11 protein-coding genes are annotated in these 15,735 nt (G+C 64.4%); 2 read left to right on the plus strand and 9 right to left on the minus strand.

All coding sequences use genetic code 11. The features are described 5' to 3' along the window. The 5 genes from D769_RS02480 to D769_RS02500 form a co-directional block, all read right to left on the minus strand. The gene (locus tag D769_RS02480) at nt 1-1,464 is read right to left on the minus strand and encodes an insecticidal delta-endotoxin Cry8Ea1 family protein (RefSeq protein ID WP_241227834.1); all 1,464 of its coding nucleotides are present in this window, start codon (nt 1,462-1,464) and stop codon (nt 1-3) included. A gap of 183 nt (nt 1,465-1,647) precedes the next feature. Beyond that, complete coding sequence (locus D769_RS02485; protein WP_008641790.1) at nt 1,648-2,502, minus strand: 3-hydroxybutyryl-CoA dehydrogenase; 855 nt, start codon at nt 2,500-2,502, stop codon at nt 1,648-1,650. A gap of 57 nt (nt 2,503-2,559) precedes the next feature. Beyond that, nucleotides 2,560-2,997: an HIT family protein gene (locus D769_RS02490; protein ID WP_008641792.1), complete on the minus strand. Its 438-nt coding sequence runs from the start codon at nt 2,995-2,997 to the stop codon at nt 2,560-2,562. 89 nt (nt 2,998-3,086) lie between these two features. After that, nucleotides 3,087-6,368, minus strand: coding sequence for a fused isobutyryl-CoA mutase/GTPase IcmF (gene icmF, locus D769_RS02495; RefSeq protein WP_008641794.1), 3,282 nt, complete (start codon nt 6,366-6,368; stop codon nt 3,087-3,089). A 248-nt stretch (nt 6,369-6,616) separates the two neighbouring features. Next, on the minus strand, nt 6,617-6,955 hold the full coding sequence (locus tag D769_RS02500; protein WP_008641796.1) for a DUF2917 domain-containing protein: 339 nt from the start codon (nt 6,953-6,955) through the stop codon (nt 6,617-6,619). Between the two features lie 160 nt (nt 6,956-7,115). Here D769_RS02500 and D769_RS02505 point away from each other — a divergent pair, with 160 nt between their 5' ends. Beyond that, on the plus strand, nt 7,116-8,516 hold the full coding sequence (locus tag D769_RS02505) for a PLP-dependent aminotransferase family protein (RefSeq protein WP_008641798.1): 1,401 nt from the start codon (nt 7,116-7,118) through the stop codon (nt 8,514-8,516). Here D769_RS02505 and D769_RS02510 read toward each other — a convergent pair whose 3' ends face one another. From D769_RS02510 to D769_RS02520, 3 genes are all read right to left on the minus strand, one after another. Continuing rightward, nucleotides 8,517-9,926 carry an amino acid permease gene (locus D769_RS02510; RefSeq protein WP_008641800.1) on the minus strand — a complete coding sequence of 470 codons (1,410 nt, stop codon included), beginning with the start codon at nt 9,924-9,926 and terminating at the stop codon, nt 8,517-8,519. Between the two features lie 197 nt (nt 9,927-10,123). Beyond that, entirely contained in the window at nt 10,124-11,641 is a 1,518-nt protein-coding gene (locus tag D769_RS02515; RefSeq protein WP_008641802.1) for a CoA-acylating methylmalonate-semialdehyde dehydrogenase, read from the minus strand. Between the two features lie 40 nt (nt 11,642-11,681). Beyond that, nucleotides 11,682-13,013, minus strand: a complete 1,332-nt coding sequence (locus D769_RS02520) for an aspartate aminotransferase family protein (protein WP_008641804.1) — start codon at nt 13,011-13,013, stop codon at nt 11,682-11,684. Between the two features lie 300 nt (nt 13,014-13,313). Here D769_RS02520 and D769_RS02525 point away from each other — a divergent pair, with 300 nt between their 5' ends. Further along, nucleotides 13,314-14,759, plus strand: a complete 1,446-nt coding sequence (locus D769_RS02525; protein ID WP_008641807.1) for a PLP-dependent aminotransferase family protein — start codon at nt 13,314-13,316, stop codon at nt 14,757-14,759. A 17-nt stretch (nt 14,760-14,776) separates the two neighbouring features. Here the strand turns inward: D769_RS02525 and D769_RS02530 are convergent, their stop codons facing one another. Beyond that, the gene (locus D769_RS02530; protein WP_040010832.1) at nt 14,777-15,364 is read right to left on the minus strand and encodes an acyloxyacyl hydrolase; all 588 of its coding nucleotides are present in this window, start codon (nt 15,362-15,364) and stop codon (nt 14,777-14,779) included. Nucleotides 15,365-15,735: the final 371 nt, after the last annotated feature.

The raw sequence follows: 15,735 nt of genomic DNA on the forward strand, positions 1-15,735 counted from the left end.
TCAGCGTGCGCTGCGCAGCCAATTCCAGTACGCGTCGCGCTGCTCCTGCAGCCTCCGCGAGATGCCGCTACTGCGCAGCAGCCGTGTGTTGAGGTCCTCGCCGGTCGACGTGATATAGAGCAGATCGCGTGTGCGTTGCGGCACATCGTCGGGATCGCGGCTGAAGCCAATCACCAGACAACCGAGATCGTTTTGGTAGAACCGGCTGCGCGTCCACATCGTCAGCGTCGTGAGCTTGCGCCCGGACGGTACCGGCACATCCTCCATCGGCGCACGCAGGTCCGTGCGATTCCACAATGTCAACGACGTGCCGTCGTCTAGCTTGAGCACCAGCGTCAGCGGGATACTGCCGCTGCGTATCGATGCGCCAACGATGTTGAAGCGCGCTCCGCCCACCGGGGCGGGAATGGTCACGGTACGCGTCTCCACGCCGGGAGCGCGATTGGCAATGATGCCAACGACGTCGGTGCGCCTGCCGCCGAACACCATCGGCCCCATCGCCGACGGGTAACGCACATCCACGACACGCGGCGTGCCGTTGAAGTATTCAATGTAGATGCTCGAAGGATTGGCGAGTGGCCGCGCGAACGGCGTGGTCACGCCATCGGCCCAACCCCGAGCGGTATTGTCCCAGTTGTCGGCCGTACCATACGCTTTGCTGTACACATCTTCGTACGGCAGGTCATGCACGGGGCCTGGATGCGTCACCGGGTCCATCGCCGCCACGAGTACGCGGAAGTCCGACAACAGCGTGATGCGTTGCCACGCGAACGGTTGCCAGTAATTGTGGATGTTCGTGCGATGCTGGCCGGGACTCGTCGGCGCTTGCTCAGCTAGTCGTTTGCGCTCGGCCTGCGCCACATCGTCGAGATACTGACCATAGTCCTGCGCTGTGTCGGTGGCCAGCTTGACATAGCTCTCATAGACCTTCGCGTTCCAGCTCCAGTCCTTGCCGTTCAGGGCGACGTCACGCAACAGCACCATATGTAATTGCGCGAATACCGCGAAAAGCGGCGCGATTTTCCACTGGAAATCGGGATTACGGAATTCCCGCGAAGCGGCGACCATCGACGTATTGGTCGCGACGAATTGCATCATCATGTTCTGCGTGTCGCCCGTCGAGGCGGCCGATACGTAGAGCTTGAGCGTATCGGCGATACCGTTGAGCTTCTGCTTGAGAAGACTGAAGACGGCCTCCTCGATCTTCTGGTTGATCAACGCTTCCACGCGCCCGCGGATATCGTCCCAGACATCTCGATTCCAGGGCCAGAGCAAACCCAGCAATGCCGAGGCGGACGAACCGACAATCGGAATCTCGCCAAGCAGCACCTGAAGCACCGCCTTGAGATCCTCCAGCGGATCCGTGATATCGGGGTCCTTGAAGTCGGAACGCAGCGAGTCCCCCGGTTCCGTTGCATGGCAGCCGGTGGCTGCCGCCACACCCATTGCGGGAATGGCTATCAAAATCTCGCGCCTCGTTACCATCATCACCACCACATCGAGTACATGTGCAGCGATGCTACTTCCCAGTGCGACCCAACATTCGCGAACAATTGACGTGTGGCAAACTATTGGCTCATCGTTATTCGCGGCCCCTTCTCGCCGTGGCGGAAGGGGCCGGATCAGCGCGCAACGCGCGCCTGAGACTTACTTGCTGTACACGTACACGCCACGGCCGGTCTTGCGGCCCAGATAGCCTGCGGCCACCATTTCGCGCATCAGCATGGCCGGACGGTACTTCGGATCGGCGAACTCGGTGTAGAGCACTTCCATAACGGCAAGCATCGTGTCCAGGCCGATCATGTCGGCCAGCGCCAGCGGGCCGATCGGATGATTGCAGCCGAGCTTCATGCCTTCGTCGATTTCCTCGGGCGAGGCCAGGCCTTCACCAAGCACGCAGAACGCTTCGTTGATCATCGGGCAGAGAATGCGGTTGACCACGAAGCCCGGGCTGTTCTTGACCGTGATCGGGTACTTGCCCAGACGCTTGGCGAGGTCCTCGACGTCGGCGTGCGCGGCATCGCTGGTCTGCAGGCCACGAATCAGTTCGACCAGCGCCATCATCGGCACCGGGTTGAAAAAGTGCATGCCGATGAAGCGGTCCGCGCGCGACGTCACGGCGGCCAGCTTGGTGATCGAGATCGACGAGGTGTTCGACGCGACGATCACGTCGGGGCCGACGATGCCGTCGATCTGCTTCAGGATCTTGACCTTCAGGTCGAAGTTTTCGGTGGCCGCCTCGATCACGATGTCGGCGCGCTTCAGATCCTCGTACGACGTGCTGCCGTGGATACGTGCCAGCGCCGCGGCCTTGTCCGCCTCGGTGGCCTTTTCCTTCTTGATCAGGCGGTCGAGGCTGCCCGCCACGGTGGCGATGCCCTTCTGGACGGCGGCGTCGCTGATGTCGATCATCACCACGTCGATACCGACCACCGCGCAGGCCTGCGCAATGCCGTTACCCATCGTGCCGGCACCAACGATGCCCACTGTCTTGATTGCCATGTCTGTCTTCCTTCCTTCAGTTTCCAGTTGTTTGGAGATTCGTATTTCCAGGCGCGCTCAGCCCTTGAGCTTCGCCAGCGCGGCAATGACGCGCTCGGCATGCTGCTTGAGCACGGCCATGTCCTGTTGCTGGCGTGCATGGCCGCGCAGCGGCTGGTCCACGTAGCGCGGCACGATATGGAAGTGGATGTGCGGCACGGTCTGGCCGGCCGCTGCGCCATTGAACTGGCTGATCACCACGCCATCGGGCTGAAAGGCCTCGCGCACGCCACGCGCGACGATCTGCGTCGCGCGGATCGCCGCGGCCGCGCCGGCCTCGGACAGGCCGAACACGTCGACGGCCTGCTCCTTCGGCACAACGAGTGTGTGACCGTCTGATTGCGGCATGATGTCCATGAACGCAATCGTGTCCGCGTCTTCATAAACCTTGAAGCACGGGAGTTCGCCGCGCAGGATGCGCGCGAAGATGTTGTTGCTGTCGTACTCGGCCTGCATGGGTGTCTCGTTTTTTCAAGCGGAACGCTGAGTGTAGCCCCAGCGTCCGCCGCCGTGAACCGCCCCACCCATTATTTCCATCGACGCAATTACATATTGCGCCGGTACTGCCCACCGACCTCGAACAGCGCGTGCGTGATCTGCCCCAGCGAGCACACGCGCACCGCGTCCATCAGCACGGCAAAGACGTTCCGATTGTCGATCACGGCCTGACGCAGCCTTGCCAACATCGCCTCCGCATCGGCCTGGTGCGCCCCATGGAATTCCGTCAGGCGGTGCAACTGGCTCTGCTTCTCGTCCTCGCTGGAGCGGGCCAGTTCCAGCGTTTGTGGCGTCGGGTCCCCGTTCGGATTGCGGAACGTGTTCACGCCGATGATCGGCAAGGTGCCGTCGTGCTTGAGCTGTTCGTAGTACAGCGATTCCTCCTGAATCTTGCCGCGCTGGTAGCCGGTTTCCATCGCGCCCAGCACCCCGCCGCGCTCGGCGATGCGCTCGAACTCCTGCAGCACGGCCTCCTCGACGAGATCGGTCAGTTCCTCGATCAGGAAACTGCCCTGATTCGGGTTCTCGCACTTGGCCACGCCCCATTCGCGATTGATGATCAGCTGGATCGCCAGCGCCCGGCGCACCGATTCGGCCGTCGGGGTGGTGATGGCTTCGTCATAGGCGTTGGTGTGCAGCGAATTGCAGTTGTCGTAGATCGCGATCAGGGCCTGCAGCGTGGTGCGGATGTCGTTGAAATCGATCTCCTGCGCGTGCAGTGACCGGCCCGATGTCTGGATGTGGTACTTGAGCTTCTGGCTGCGGTCGTTGGCGCCGTACTTGTCGCGCATCGTCACCGCCCAGATGCGGCGTGCCACGCGGCCCAGCACGCTGTACTCCGGGTCCATGCCGTTCGAGAAGAAGAACGACAGGTTGGGCGCGAAGTCGTCGATATGCATGCCGCGCGCCAGATAGGCCTCGACATACGTGAAGCCGTTGGCCAGCGTGAAGGCCAGTTGCGAAATCGGATTCGCGCCGGCTTCGGCGATGTGATACCCCGAGATCGACACGGAGTAGAAGTTGCGCACCTGATGGTGGACGAAGTACTCCTGGATGTCCCCCATCACCTTGAGCGAGAACTCGGTCGAGAAGATGCACGTGTTCTGGCCCTGGTCTTCCTTCAGGATGTCAGCCTGTACCGTGCCACGGACGTTCTGCAGCACCCACGCGCGGATCTTCGCTTCCTCGTCGGCCGTCGGATCGCGGCCGTTATCGGCACGAAAACGGTCGATCTGCTGGTCGATGGCCGTGTTCATGAACATCGCCAGGATCGTGGGCGCCGGGCCGTTGATCGTCATCGAGACCGACGTGGACGGGTTGGTCAGGTCGAAGCCATCGTAGAGAACCTTCATGTCCTCGAGCGTGGCGATCGACACGCCGGAGTTGCCCACCTTGCCGTAGATGTCCGGCCGCTCGTGCGGGTCTTCACCGTAGAGCGTGACCGAGTCGAACGCCGTGGACAGCCGCTTGGCGTCCATGCCTTCGGAAACGAGCTTGAAGCGGCGATTGGTGCGGAATGCATCGCCCTCGCCCGCGAACATGCGCGTGGGGTCCTCACCCTCGCGCTTGAACGCGAACACGCCGGCCGTGTATGGGAAGCTGCCGGGCACGTTCTCGCGCATCAGCCACTTCAGGATCTCGCCTTCGTCCTCGAAGCGCGGCAGCACCACCTTGCGGATCTTGGTGCCCGACAGCGTGGTGCTGATCAGGCCGGTGCGGATTTCCTTGTCGCGAATCTTCACGACGTACTCGTCGCCGCTGTAGGCCTGCTGCATTTGCGGCCACATCGCCAGCAGCTTGCGCTCCACCGCGCCAAGCGAGACGTCGCGTTCGCTGGCCAGCGTCTCGAGCGCGGCACTTTCGTGCCCGGCGCCCTGCAGCATGTCATGCGCCGCACGCAGTTGCTGGCGCTCACGCGCCAGTTTGCTCTGGGCGACCACGCGGCGATGGTAGGCCCGCACCGTATCGGCCAGTTCCGCCAGATACCGGCTGCGCGCGGGCGGCACGATCACATTCTGGCCGGTCGAAATCCGGCCTTCCAGATTCGGCAGTGTGCCCGGCTTCAGACTCATGCCACGCGCGCCCAGCGCCCCCACCAGTCCTTGGTAGAGCATGGTCACGCCATCGTCATTGAAGCGCGATGCCTGCGTGCCATAGACCGGCATGTCCTCGGCCCGGCTGTGCCATTGCTCGCGGTTGCGCTGCACCTGCTTGGCCACGTCGCGCCAGGCATCCTGCGCGCCCTTGCGGTCGAACTTGTTGATGGCCACGAAGTCGGCGAAGTCGAGCATGTCGATCTTCTCGAGCTGGCTGGCCGCGCCGAATTCCGGCGTCATCACGTAGAGCGACAGGTCGACGTGCGGCACGATGGCTGCGTCGCCCTGGCCGATGCCGGACGTCTCCACGATCACGAGATCGAAACGCGCCGCCTTGCACGCGGCGATGACGTCGGGCAGCGCCTGGGAGATCTCCGAGCCAGCCTCGCGGGTGGCCAGCGAACGCATGAAGATGTTCGGGTGGTTGATCGCATTCATGCGAATGCGGTCGCCCAGCAATGCGCCACCCGACTTGCGGCGCGACGGGTCGATCGAGATCACGGCGATCGAAAGCGCGTCGTCCTGGTCGAGCCGGAACCGTCGAATCAGTTCATCGGTCAGCGATGACTTGCCCGCGCCGCCCGTGCCAGTGATGCCCAGCACCGGCACGGCCGCGGCCTTCGCCTGGGCATGCAGTGCGCTGACCAGTTCCGGGTCCGCCTTTCCGTTCTCGAGCGCGGTAATCAGTTGCGCCAGCGCGCGGCGGTCGCCGGCGGCCACGGCGCCGAGCGTGGTGGGTGCGTAGCGCGTCAGGTCGATATCGCAACGCTGCGCCATGTCGGTGATCATGCCGGCCAGACCCATGCGCTGGCCGTCCTCGGGACTGTAGATGCGGGCCACGCCGTAGGCCTGGAGTTCGCGGATCTCGTCCGGCACGATCACGCCGCCGCCGCCGCCGAACACCTGGATGTGCTCGCCGCCGTGCTCGCGCAGCAGATCGATCATGTATTTGAAGTATTCGACGTGCCCGCCCTGATAGCTGGAGATGGCGATGCCCTGCACGTCTTCCTGCAGCGCGGCCGTGACGACCTCTTGCACGGAGCGGTTGTGGCCGAGGTGGATGACTTCACACCCCTGCGACTGAAGGATGCGCCGCATGATGTTGATCGAGGCGTCGTGGCCGTCGAACAGCGACGCCGCGGTGACAAAGCGCACCTTGTTGGCCGGTCCCCGGCCAGGCGCTGCCTGCGGCTTGGCGGCCGCGGTCCTGCTCACATCAGAAAGATCAGTCATTGTCTCCACCGCTCTGTTTTGTGGCTGGCTGCCGCACGCCGGTGGTTCTGACGACCACGTTGACGAGGGCCGGACGATTATATGACGTTTACGTTAACGTAAGGCAAGGCGCGCGCGTAAGCTCGGTCGCCATGGCGGCATCGTCGCACAGAGGAGGGACTGGGTGAAGCGGCCTGATGGCCACGAACGCCCGTCAGGCGGGCGTCCGGGTCTCGACAGTGAAGCCGTGGCGGCGAATCAGGGGCGAATCAGGCGCTGATCCGCGGGCAGTCGCCGAAGGCGGCGGTCTTGTGCTCGCCCCAGCGGCGGGCAAGCTGGCGGGTGATGAAGACTGCGCGCCGCAACGACCACGGGGCCGGGGATTCAGTCAGCAGGAACCGCGACCCGGGTACGTCGCCCGACAGCCAGACGCGCGCGCCTTCCGGCAACGTCATGACATCGCCGGGCCGCAGCCAGATATCGGCCAGATGCCCTTCCACAGTCAGCCACAGCCGGCCTTCCAGCGCGGTGACGCTATGACCGTGCCGGGCACGCCACGTCACGGATTGGTCGGGTTCTTCAAGCTCAAATGTCCTGAGTTCGCGCATGGGTGTCTCCTGATCTTGCCGGCGCGACGGTGAGGATTCCGGTGACGCCGCGCCACGCTTCCATTATTCACGGCGCGGACTACAATCCCATGCACAGTTCCGAACAGTTTTCATTGAACTGTTCAGTAGTTTTTGCTGACAGTTGCCGCTGCCGCCTCCTATGAGACTCATACTAGACCCCTCCACCGGCGTACCGCTGACCGAACAGATCGTGCTGGGCGTGAAGGCCTGGATCAGCTCGCGGGAAGCGCTGCCCGGGGCACGTCTGCCGTCGATCCGGCAAATGGCCGCCGAGCACGGCATCAGCCGTTTCCCGGTTATCGAGGCATACGACCGACTGGTCTCGCAGGGGTTGGTCGATTCGCGGCAAGGCTCGGGCTTCTACGTCGCGGACAGCACGCTGGCCGGGCGCAGCGGACGCGGCTGGTCCGACCCGAGTCTGGCGGAGGACCTGTCGCTCCATATCATCGACCAGTTCCACCACCCCAGTGGCACGCTGAAGCTGGCTGGCGGCTTCGTGCCCGAGGAATGGCGCGATGTGGAGGGCCTGACGCAGGCCATTCGTCACATCACGCGCCACGACATCGACAGCGTGATCCACTACGCCACGCCGCTGGGTCATCCGGAACTGCGCAAGCAGGTGCTGACGCGCGTGCGGCAGGTCGGCATCCAGGCCGAGTTGTCTCAGATCCTGATCACGACGGGCGCAAGCCAGGCGCTCGACCTCGTGGCGCGCCACCTGCTCAAGCCCGGCGATACCGTGTTCGTGGAAGACCCCGGCTACTACAACCTGTTTGGCTTGCTGCGCATGCAGGGCGTGCAGCTCGTGGGCGTGCCGCACACGCCGAACGGGCCTGACCCCGAGGCCTGCGAGCGCCTGCTGCGTGATCACAAGCCGAAGCTGTTCTTCACGAACAGTGTGCTGCAGAACCCAACCGGCTCCACGCTGGCGCCACCGGTGGCATTCCGGCTGCTCGAACTGGCACGCAAGCACAACTTCCGTTTCGTGGAAGACGACATCTTCTCGGACTTCCAGCTCAACTTCACCGACCGGCTGGCCACGCTCGACCAGCTCGAGCACGTGATCTACGTTGGCGGGTTCTCGAAGACAGTGTCGGCGGCGCTGCGCGTGGGCTACATCGTTGCAGACAAGGCGCTGGTCAAGGACCTGATCGACGTGAAGGTGCTGACGAGCGTGGCGGGCTCCCATTTCGCCGAAGCCGTCACCGCGACGATGCTGGAGCGCGGCAACTACCGCAAGTACGTGGAGCGGCTGCGCGTACGCACGCGCGAAGTCACGGCCGATGTGGTCAAGCTTCTGGGCCAGTACAACTGGGACGTGTTCTGCGAGCCGGCAGGCGGCAATTTCCTGTGGGCGCGTCCGCGCGGCATCGAGGACTCGCGCGAACTCGTCACGCTGGCCGAAAACCACGGCGTGGCGCTGGCGCCGGGACACTTCTTTCGCCCCGGCGGCGAGACCACGGCGTGGGTGCGCATCAACTCGGCCTACGCGGGCGATCCCCGCGCACGCGCGTTCCTCGAAGACGCCGGCAGCCGCTGATCAGCCCTCGGCGTCGCCGCCGTGGTTGTGCAGCACCGCGTTGCGGCGCGAGTAAGCGAAGTAGATGATCAAGCCCAACCCGATCCAGCACAGGAATGCGATCCAGGTCAGCGCCTGCAGATGGGCCATCAGGAACAGGCAGAAGCCAACGGCCAGCAGCGGCACCACGGGCACGCCCGGGCAGCGGAAGCCGCGCCGCAAATCTGGGCGCGTGCGGCGCAACACAAGGATCGCGATCGAGATCAGCGTGAACGCGGCCAGCGTGCCGATGTTGATCAGTTCGGCCAGTACGTTCAGCGGCACGAAGGCGGCGATCGCCGCGAACACAATGCCGACGGTCCATGTGGCCGTGTACGGCGTGGCATGAACCGGGTGCACCGTCGATAACGCTTCCGGCAGCAGCCCGTCGCGCGACATGGCGAAGATGATCCGCGTCTGCCCGTAGGTCATCACCAGAATCACGGTGGTCATGCCGAGGATGGCGCCCAGATCAACAAACCCGGCCACCCAGTTCTGCCCCGCGTATTGCAGCGCCAGCGACACCGGATGGTCGACGCCCTCGAACTTCATGTACGGCACGATGCCGGTCATGATGGCCGCCACGGTCACGTAAAGGATGGTGCATACCGCCAGCGAACCGATGATGCCGATCGGCAGGTCACGGCGCGGGTTACGCACTTCCTCGGCGGCCGACGTCACCGCATCGAACCCGATAAACGCGAAGAAGACGAGCGCGGCGGCGTTGAAGACGCCGGTCATGCCGAACGGCGCGAACGGCTGCCAGTTGGCGGGCCTCACGTGCCAGACGCCGACGGCGATGAACAGCAGCACGACGCTGATCTTGATTGCCACCATCACGTTGTTGAGTCGTGCCGATTCCTTGACGCCGTACGAAACGATCCACGTGATCGCCAGCATGATCAGGCAGGCGGGCAGGTTGAACAGCGTGTGTTCACCGGGCACCGCACCCGGCGCGGCAGTCAGCGCGGTCGGCAGATGGATGCCGAACCCGGCGATCAGTGACTGGAAGTAGCCGGACCACCCCACTGACACTGCCGACGTGGCCAGCCCGTACTCGAGCAGCAGGTCCCAGCCGATCATCCACGCCACGATCTCGCCGAGCGTGGCGTAGCTATAGGTGTAGATCGAACCGGATACGGGGATCGCGGACGCGAACTCCGCATAGCACAGCGCCGCGAATCCGCAGGCCATGGCCGCGATCACGAACGACACCGTCAGCGCGGGGCCCGCGGTCAGCGCCCCGGTGCCAGTCAGCACGAAAATCCCCGTGCCGATGATGGCCCCGATACCCATCAGCACCAGATCCACCGCCCCCAGCACCTTTCGCAATCCGTCGTGCTCGCTGACTTCCAGCATGGCGTCGATGTTTTTGGTGCGAAAGAGACTCATGGCGTGGCTCCGGCAAAAAGTCCGTGTAAGGACTATAGGTTGTGCGGAATCCGCCAGCGGTCTGGGCTGCGCATCTTTTGAACGGCAGCCGCACCGGCGGAAGGGCGGCATGATACTCGCAAAAGAAACTCGCAAAAGAAAAGGGCGCCCCCGAAGGGACGCCCGATCCAGCCGACAATCGCCGTGCGCTGACGCCGTTACTTCGCCACCGGCATCGTGAACTCCGCACCCTTGGCGATGCTGTCCGGCCAGCGTTGCATCACGCTCTTGTAGCGTGTGTAGAAGCGCACACCTTCCTCGCCGTAGGCATGGTGATCGCCGAACAGCGAGCGCTTCCAGCCACCGAACGAATGCCACGCCATCGGCACCGGAATCGGCACGTTGATGCCGACCATGCCCACCTGGATCTGACGCGCGAAAGCGCGTGCGATGCCGCCGTCGCTGGTGTAGCACGACACGCCATTGCCAAACTCGTGGCGATTGATCAGATCCACCGCCTCGGCAAAGTCGTGCACGCGCACCACCGACAGCACCGGACCGAAGATCTCTTCCTTGTAGATCGTCATGTCCGGCTTGACGTTGTCGAACAGCGTGCCACCGACGAAGAAGCCGTTCTCGTGACCGTCCACCTTGTGGCCGCGGCCATCGGTCACCAGCTTCGCGCCTTCGGCCACGCCCTTGGCGATATAGCCCTCGACCTTCGCCTTGTGCGCGGCGGTCACCAGCGGACCCATTTCGGCGTCATCCTCCATGCCGTTGCGGATCTTCAGCGTGGCCGCGCGCTCGGCCAGACGCGGCACCAGACGGTCGGCCACGTCGCCAACGGCCACGGCCACCGAGATCGCCATGCAGCGCTCACCGGCGGAACCGTACGCCGCGCCAACCAGCGCGTCCACGGCCTGATCGAGATCGGCGTCGGGCATCACCACCAGGTGGTTCTTCGCGCCGCCCAGCGCCTGCACGCGCTTGCCGTGCTTCGTGCCTTCCGTGTAGATGTACTCGGCGATCGGCGTGGAGCCGACGAACGACAGCGCCTGCACGTCCGGGTGCGCCAGCAGCGCGTCGACGGCGACCTTGTCACCCTGCACCACGTTGAACACGCCATCGGGCAGACCGGCCTGCTTGAGCAGGTCGGCGATCAGCAGGCTCGGCGACGGATCGCGCTCGGACGGCTTCAGCACGAACGTGTTGCCGCATGCCAGGGCCACCGGGAACATCCACATCGGCACCATGACCGGGAAGTTGAACGGCGTGATGCCGGCCACCACGCCCAGCGGCTGGCGCAGGTTCCAGTTGTCGATGCCACCGCCGATGTTGTCGGTGAAGTCGGTCTTGAGCAGGTTGGGGATGCCGCAGGCGAATTCCACCACCTCGATACCGCGCGTCACCTCACCCTTGGCATCGGAAAACACCTTGCCGTGCTCACGCGTGATCAGCGCGGCCAGGTCGTCGTGATGGCGGTCGAGCAGTTCCTTGAACTTGAACAGGATGCGGGCGCGGCGCAGCGGCGGCATCTCCGCCCATGCCGGGGCCGCGGCCTTGGCGGCGGCGACTGCTGCCGCCACGTCATCCGCTGAGCCCATGGCCACGCGCGCGGCCACTTCGCCCGTGGCGGGGTTGAACACATCGGCAAAGCGGTCCGTGCCCGCACGGCGCACGGTCCCGCCAACGTAGTGATGGATTTCGGCGATCTGCCGGTTTTCTGCAATGTTCACTGCGGTCTTCCTCGTTGTCTCTGGCGCTCTGGGGCGGGTCTTACTTGATGCTATGCAAGGCCTGGCGCACGGTGTCGAACATCTGGTCGATCTCGGCCTCCGAAATAATCAGCGGCGGCGAGAACGCCAGGATATCGCCGGTGTAGCGTACCAGCAGACCCAGCTCCAGGCATTTCAGGAATGCCTCGTAGGCACGTGCGCCCGGCGCGCCGGGTCGCGATTCCAGTTCCACGCCCGCCACCAGGCCAAGGTTGCGGATGTCCTTCACATACGGCTCGCCACGCAAGCCGTGGACGGCCGACTCGAACTTCGGCGACATCTCGGCCGCGCGTTCGAACAGCTTGTCGCGCTTGTAGAGGTCGAGCGTGGCGATACAGGCCGCCATCGCCAGCGGATGGCCCGAGTACGTGTAACCATGCGGCAGCTCGATGCCGCCTTGCGGCGTGGCGTTGATCACCGCGTCATGCACTTCGCGGCGCACGGCCACGGCGCCCATCGGCACGGCGGCGTTGTTGATGGCCTTGGCCATGGTGATCAGGTCCGGCGTCACCTTCAGACGCTCGGCGCCGGTTGCGGCGCCCAGGCGGCCGAACGCGGTGATCACTTCGTCGAAGATCAGCAGGATGCCGTGCTTGCTGGTGATCTCGCGCAGTTTTTCCAGATAGCCAACCGGCGGAATCAGCACGCCGGCCGAACCGGCCATCGGCTCCACGATCACAGCGGCGATGTTCGAAGCGTCGTGCAGCGCGACCAGCCGCTCGAGTTCATCGGCCAGATGGGCGCCCCATTGCGGCTGGCCCTTCGAGTACGCGGCCTCGGCGATGTTCAGCGTGGCAGGCAGGTGATCGGTGCCGGGCATCACATTGGCCGACCACATCTTGCGGTTCGGCCCGATACCGCCAACGCCCATGCCGCCGAAGCCCACGCCGTGGTAGCCGCGCTCGCGGCCGATAACGCGCGTGCGCTGGCCTTCGCCACGGGCACGGTGATAGGCCAGCGCGATCTTCAGCGCGGTATCGACCGATTCGGAACCGGAGTTCGTGAAGAAGATGCGGTCCAGCCCCTGCGGCATCAGCGACGCCACCTTGGTCGCCGCTTCGAATTCAAGCGGGTGGCCCATCTGGAACGGCGGCGCGTAGTCCAGCGTGGCGGCCTGTTGCGCGATCGCCTCGACGATTTCCTTGCGGGCGTGGCCCGCGGCCACGCACCAGAGGCCGGCGCAACCGTCCAGGATCTGGCGACCGTCATGGGTCGTGTAGTACATGCCGCTGGCCGATACCAGCAGGCGCGGCGCGGACTTGTACTGGCGATTGGCCGTAAAGGGCATCCACAGGGATTCGAGATCGGGGATCACGGTCTTGGCGGCGTCCATACATTCTCCTGATGGCGGTGTGAGGCGTTGTGGGGCGGTGTGGGGCGAAGCCGGGCTCATTTCGGGAGTTCGGCCACGGTTTCGGGCAACTCTACCGGCGGGGTCTGGCATCAAGAATATACGGTCGCGAGATCGACGCCTTACCGTACAGTTTAGGAAGCTCAAACCGTACAGGTACACCACATCACACGACGCGAGCGGAAGGCCCCGTGTTGGCACTGGAATAAGGGTTCACGCTGCAACGCATCAATCCGCCGTACCCGCTACACTGTACAGGTTTCGTTCTCTTGCGGGCGTCGAATGCTCAACCTGAACCTTGTTCGCAGCCGCCGGGGCGGCGAGACGCTGACCGAACAGATCGTAGCCGGCATCGCCGCGCTCGTGGACAGCCGGGCCCTGCGGGCCGGCGCGTTGCTACCGTCGGTGCGTCGCTTCGCCCAGCAGCACGATGTCAGCACCTTCACCGTCGCCGAGGCCTATGGCCGGCTGACAGCGCTCGGGTATCTCGCGGCCCGCCCCGGCTCCGGCTACACGGTGGCACACCGGCACGCCCCAGCCGGCCATGCGCGCGCGCCACACTGGGAGGCCCCGGGACTCAACGCGGCCTGGCTGCTTTCCGATGTATTCGCCGACCACTCCGTGCCGATCAAGGCGGGGGCTGGCTGGCTGCCCGGCGACTGGCTCAACGAGGAAGGCTTGCATCAGGCCATGCGCAGCGCGGCGCGCGTGCCGGCCGCGCAGGTGTCTGGATACGGCCATCCCTACGGCTTCGGCGCGCTGCGCGAGCATATCGCCGCGCACCTGAGCCAGTACGGCATTCCGGCGCGATCGCAACAGGTGGTGCTGACCCAGGGCGCCACGCAGGCGCTGGATCTGGTCGTGCGCACACTGCTGCGCCCCGGCGACACGGTACTGGTGGAGTCGCCGTGCTACTGCAATCTGCTGCAGATCCTTCGGCTGGCGGGCCTGCGCGCGATCGGCGTGCCGCGCACGGCTGCGGGCCTCGACACGGACGCGCTCGAAGACGCCATTCGCCAGCACTCGCCGCGTGCGCTGTTCATCAACACGGTGCTGCAGAACCCCACCGGCGCGAGCCTGACCAGCATGAACGCGTTCCGCGTGTTGCAGATCGCGGAGCAGCACCGGCTACTGGTGGTGGAAGACGACATCTATCGCGAACTGGCGCCGGCCGGGTCGCCGATGCTCGCGGCAATGGACGGGCTCTCGCAGGTGGTCTATGTGAACGGTTTCTCGAAGACGATCGCGCCGTCGCTGCGCGTCGGCTATCTGGCCGCAAGCCCGGATCTGGCCAAGGCCTTCGCACGCACGAAGATGGCCGTGGGACTGACGTCCTCGGAAGTGACCGAGCGGCTCGTGTATTCGGTCCTGACCAGCGGGCACTATGGCCGGCACGTGGCGGCGCTCGCCGAGCGGCTACGCGCCCAGCAGGATCTGGTGACCGAGAAGATGGACGCGCACGGCCTGGAGGTCCTGCTGCGCCCCGAAGGCGGGATGTTCGCGTGGGCACGCATGCGAGATGCCGACGGGCCCGCGCCGTCGGGCAACAGGCTGGCCACGCTTGCGCTGGAGCACGGTATCTGGCTGGCGCCCGGCGCCTACTTCGAGCCCGGCGAAGCCGATTCGCCCTGGATTCGCTTCAATGTGGCGACCAGCGACGCACCGCAGTTGTGGGACTTCTTCGATGCGGTACGCACCGATCAGGGCGCGTTGGCGCGCGCCGCCTGATCAGCCGGCCGTCCGAATCAGAAGCGATAGCGCACGTACCCGGTGTACAGATTGGTGCCCGGGTTCGGTTCCTTGATGCCGGCGTTCGAGATGTGCTGGAAGCGCATGCCCACTTCGGTCGCGGCATTCTTGCCGAACCCCACACCCAGGCCGACCATGTCGCCAAACTGGAAGGCTGTGCTGAAATTGTGCTGGTCTGACGTCGACGTGTGCGTCAGCAGGCGCAAGCCCACGCCGGCTTCCAGGAACGGCACGAAGTAGCCGCCGCGCTTTTCCACACGCAGGATCGGCGTCAGGCCGAACTCCATCAGGTTCTGGCGATTGGTGCCGCTGCGCGCGTCCCAGTAGCCCATGTTGGCTTCCGCCTGCAGCCTGAACAGCCATCCATCGGGATTGCCGTACTGGATTGGCGTGTTGAAGTTGACCGCGATTTCGTACTTGTTGATGCCATGGTCGGTATCGCGCGCGAACGCGGCCTGCACGGCCGGGTGCGCCCAACCGACCAGTTCCTCGGCGCTGGCCGCCGAACTGGCGCCCGCCACCAGTGCGGCGACAGCCAGAAGGCGTACGGAGGGTAGCTTGCGGAACAGGGAAACTGGGGGCATGTGATGTTCTTGTTGTTCTGTCTTCTTGTTCATGGACATGGAAGAGAGATTGGCTCGGCAACGGACATCGAAGGGAACTGCATAGGCAGCCATGCCGGCTGAAGCACTCTACCGCTCAGATGGCGGTCAAGCCCAGAGTCGCTCCACCAACCAGCTCGCGGCGACACAGATTCCGAGCCAGACGGCAAGACAGCTTGCAATAAATCGGTACGTCATTGTGAAAACTAACAGCAGTAAAGGGGTCTTGGAATGAATTTTTGCTGCGCATTATACATCCATCCATGAATGTATGTTTGCGCAGGTTGTCGCGCATGTTGACACGACAACATCCGACTCATCAAAGAACCATCTGGCCGCCATCATGCCAGCGT

The sequence above is a fragment of the Cupriavidus sp. HMR-1 genome (genome assembly GCF_000319775.1).
GTDB lineage: Bacteria > Pseudomonadota > Gammaproteobacteria > Burkholderiales > Burkholderiaceae > Cupriavidus > Cupriavidus metallidurans.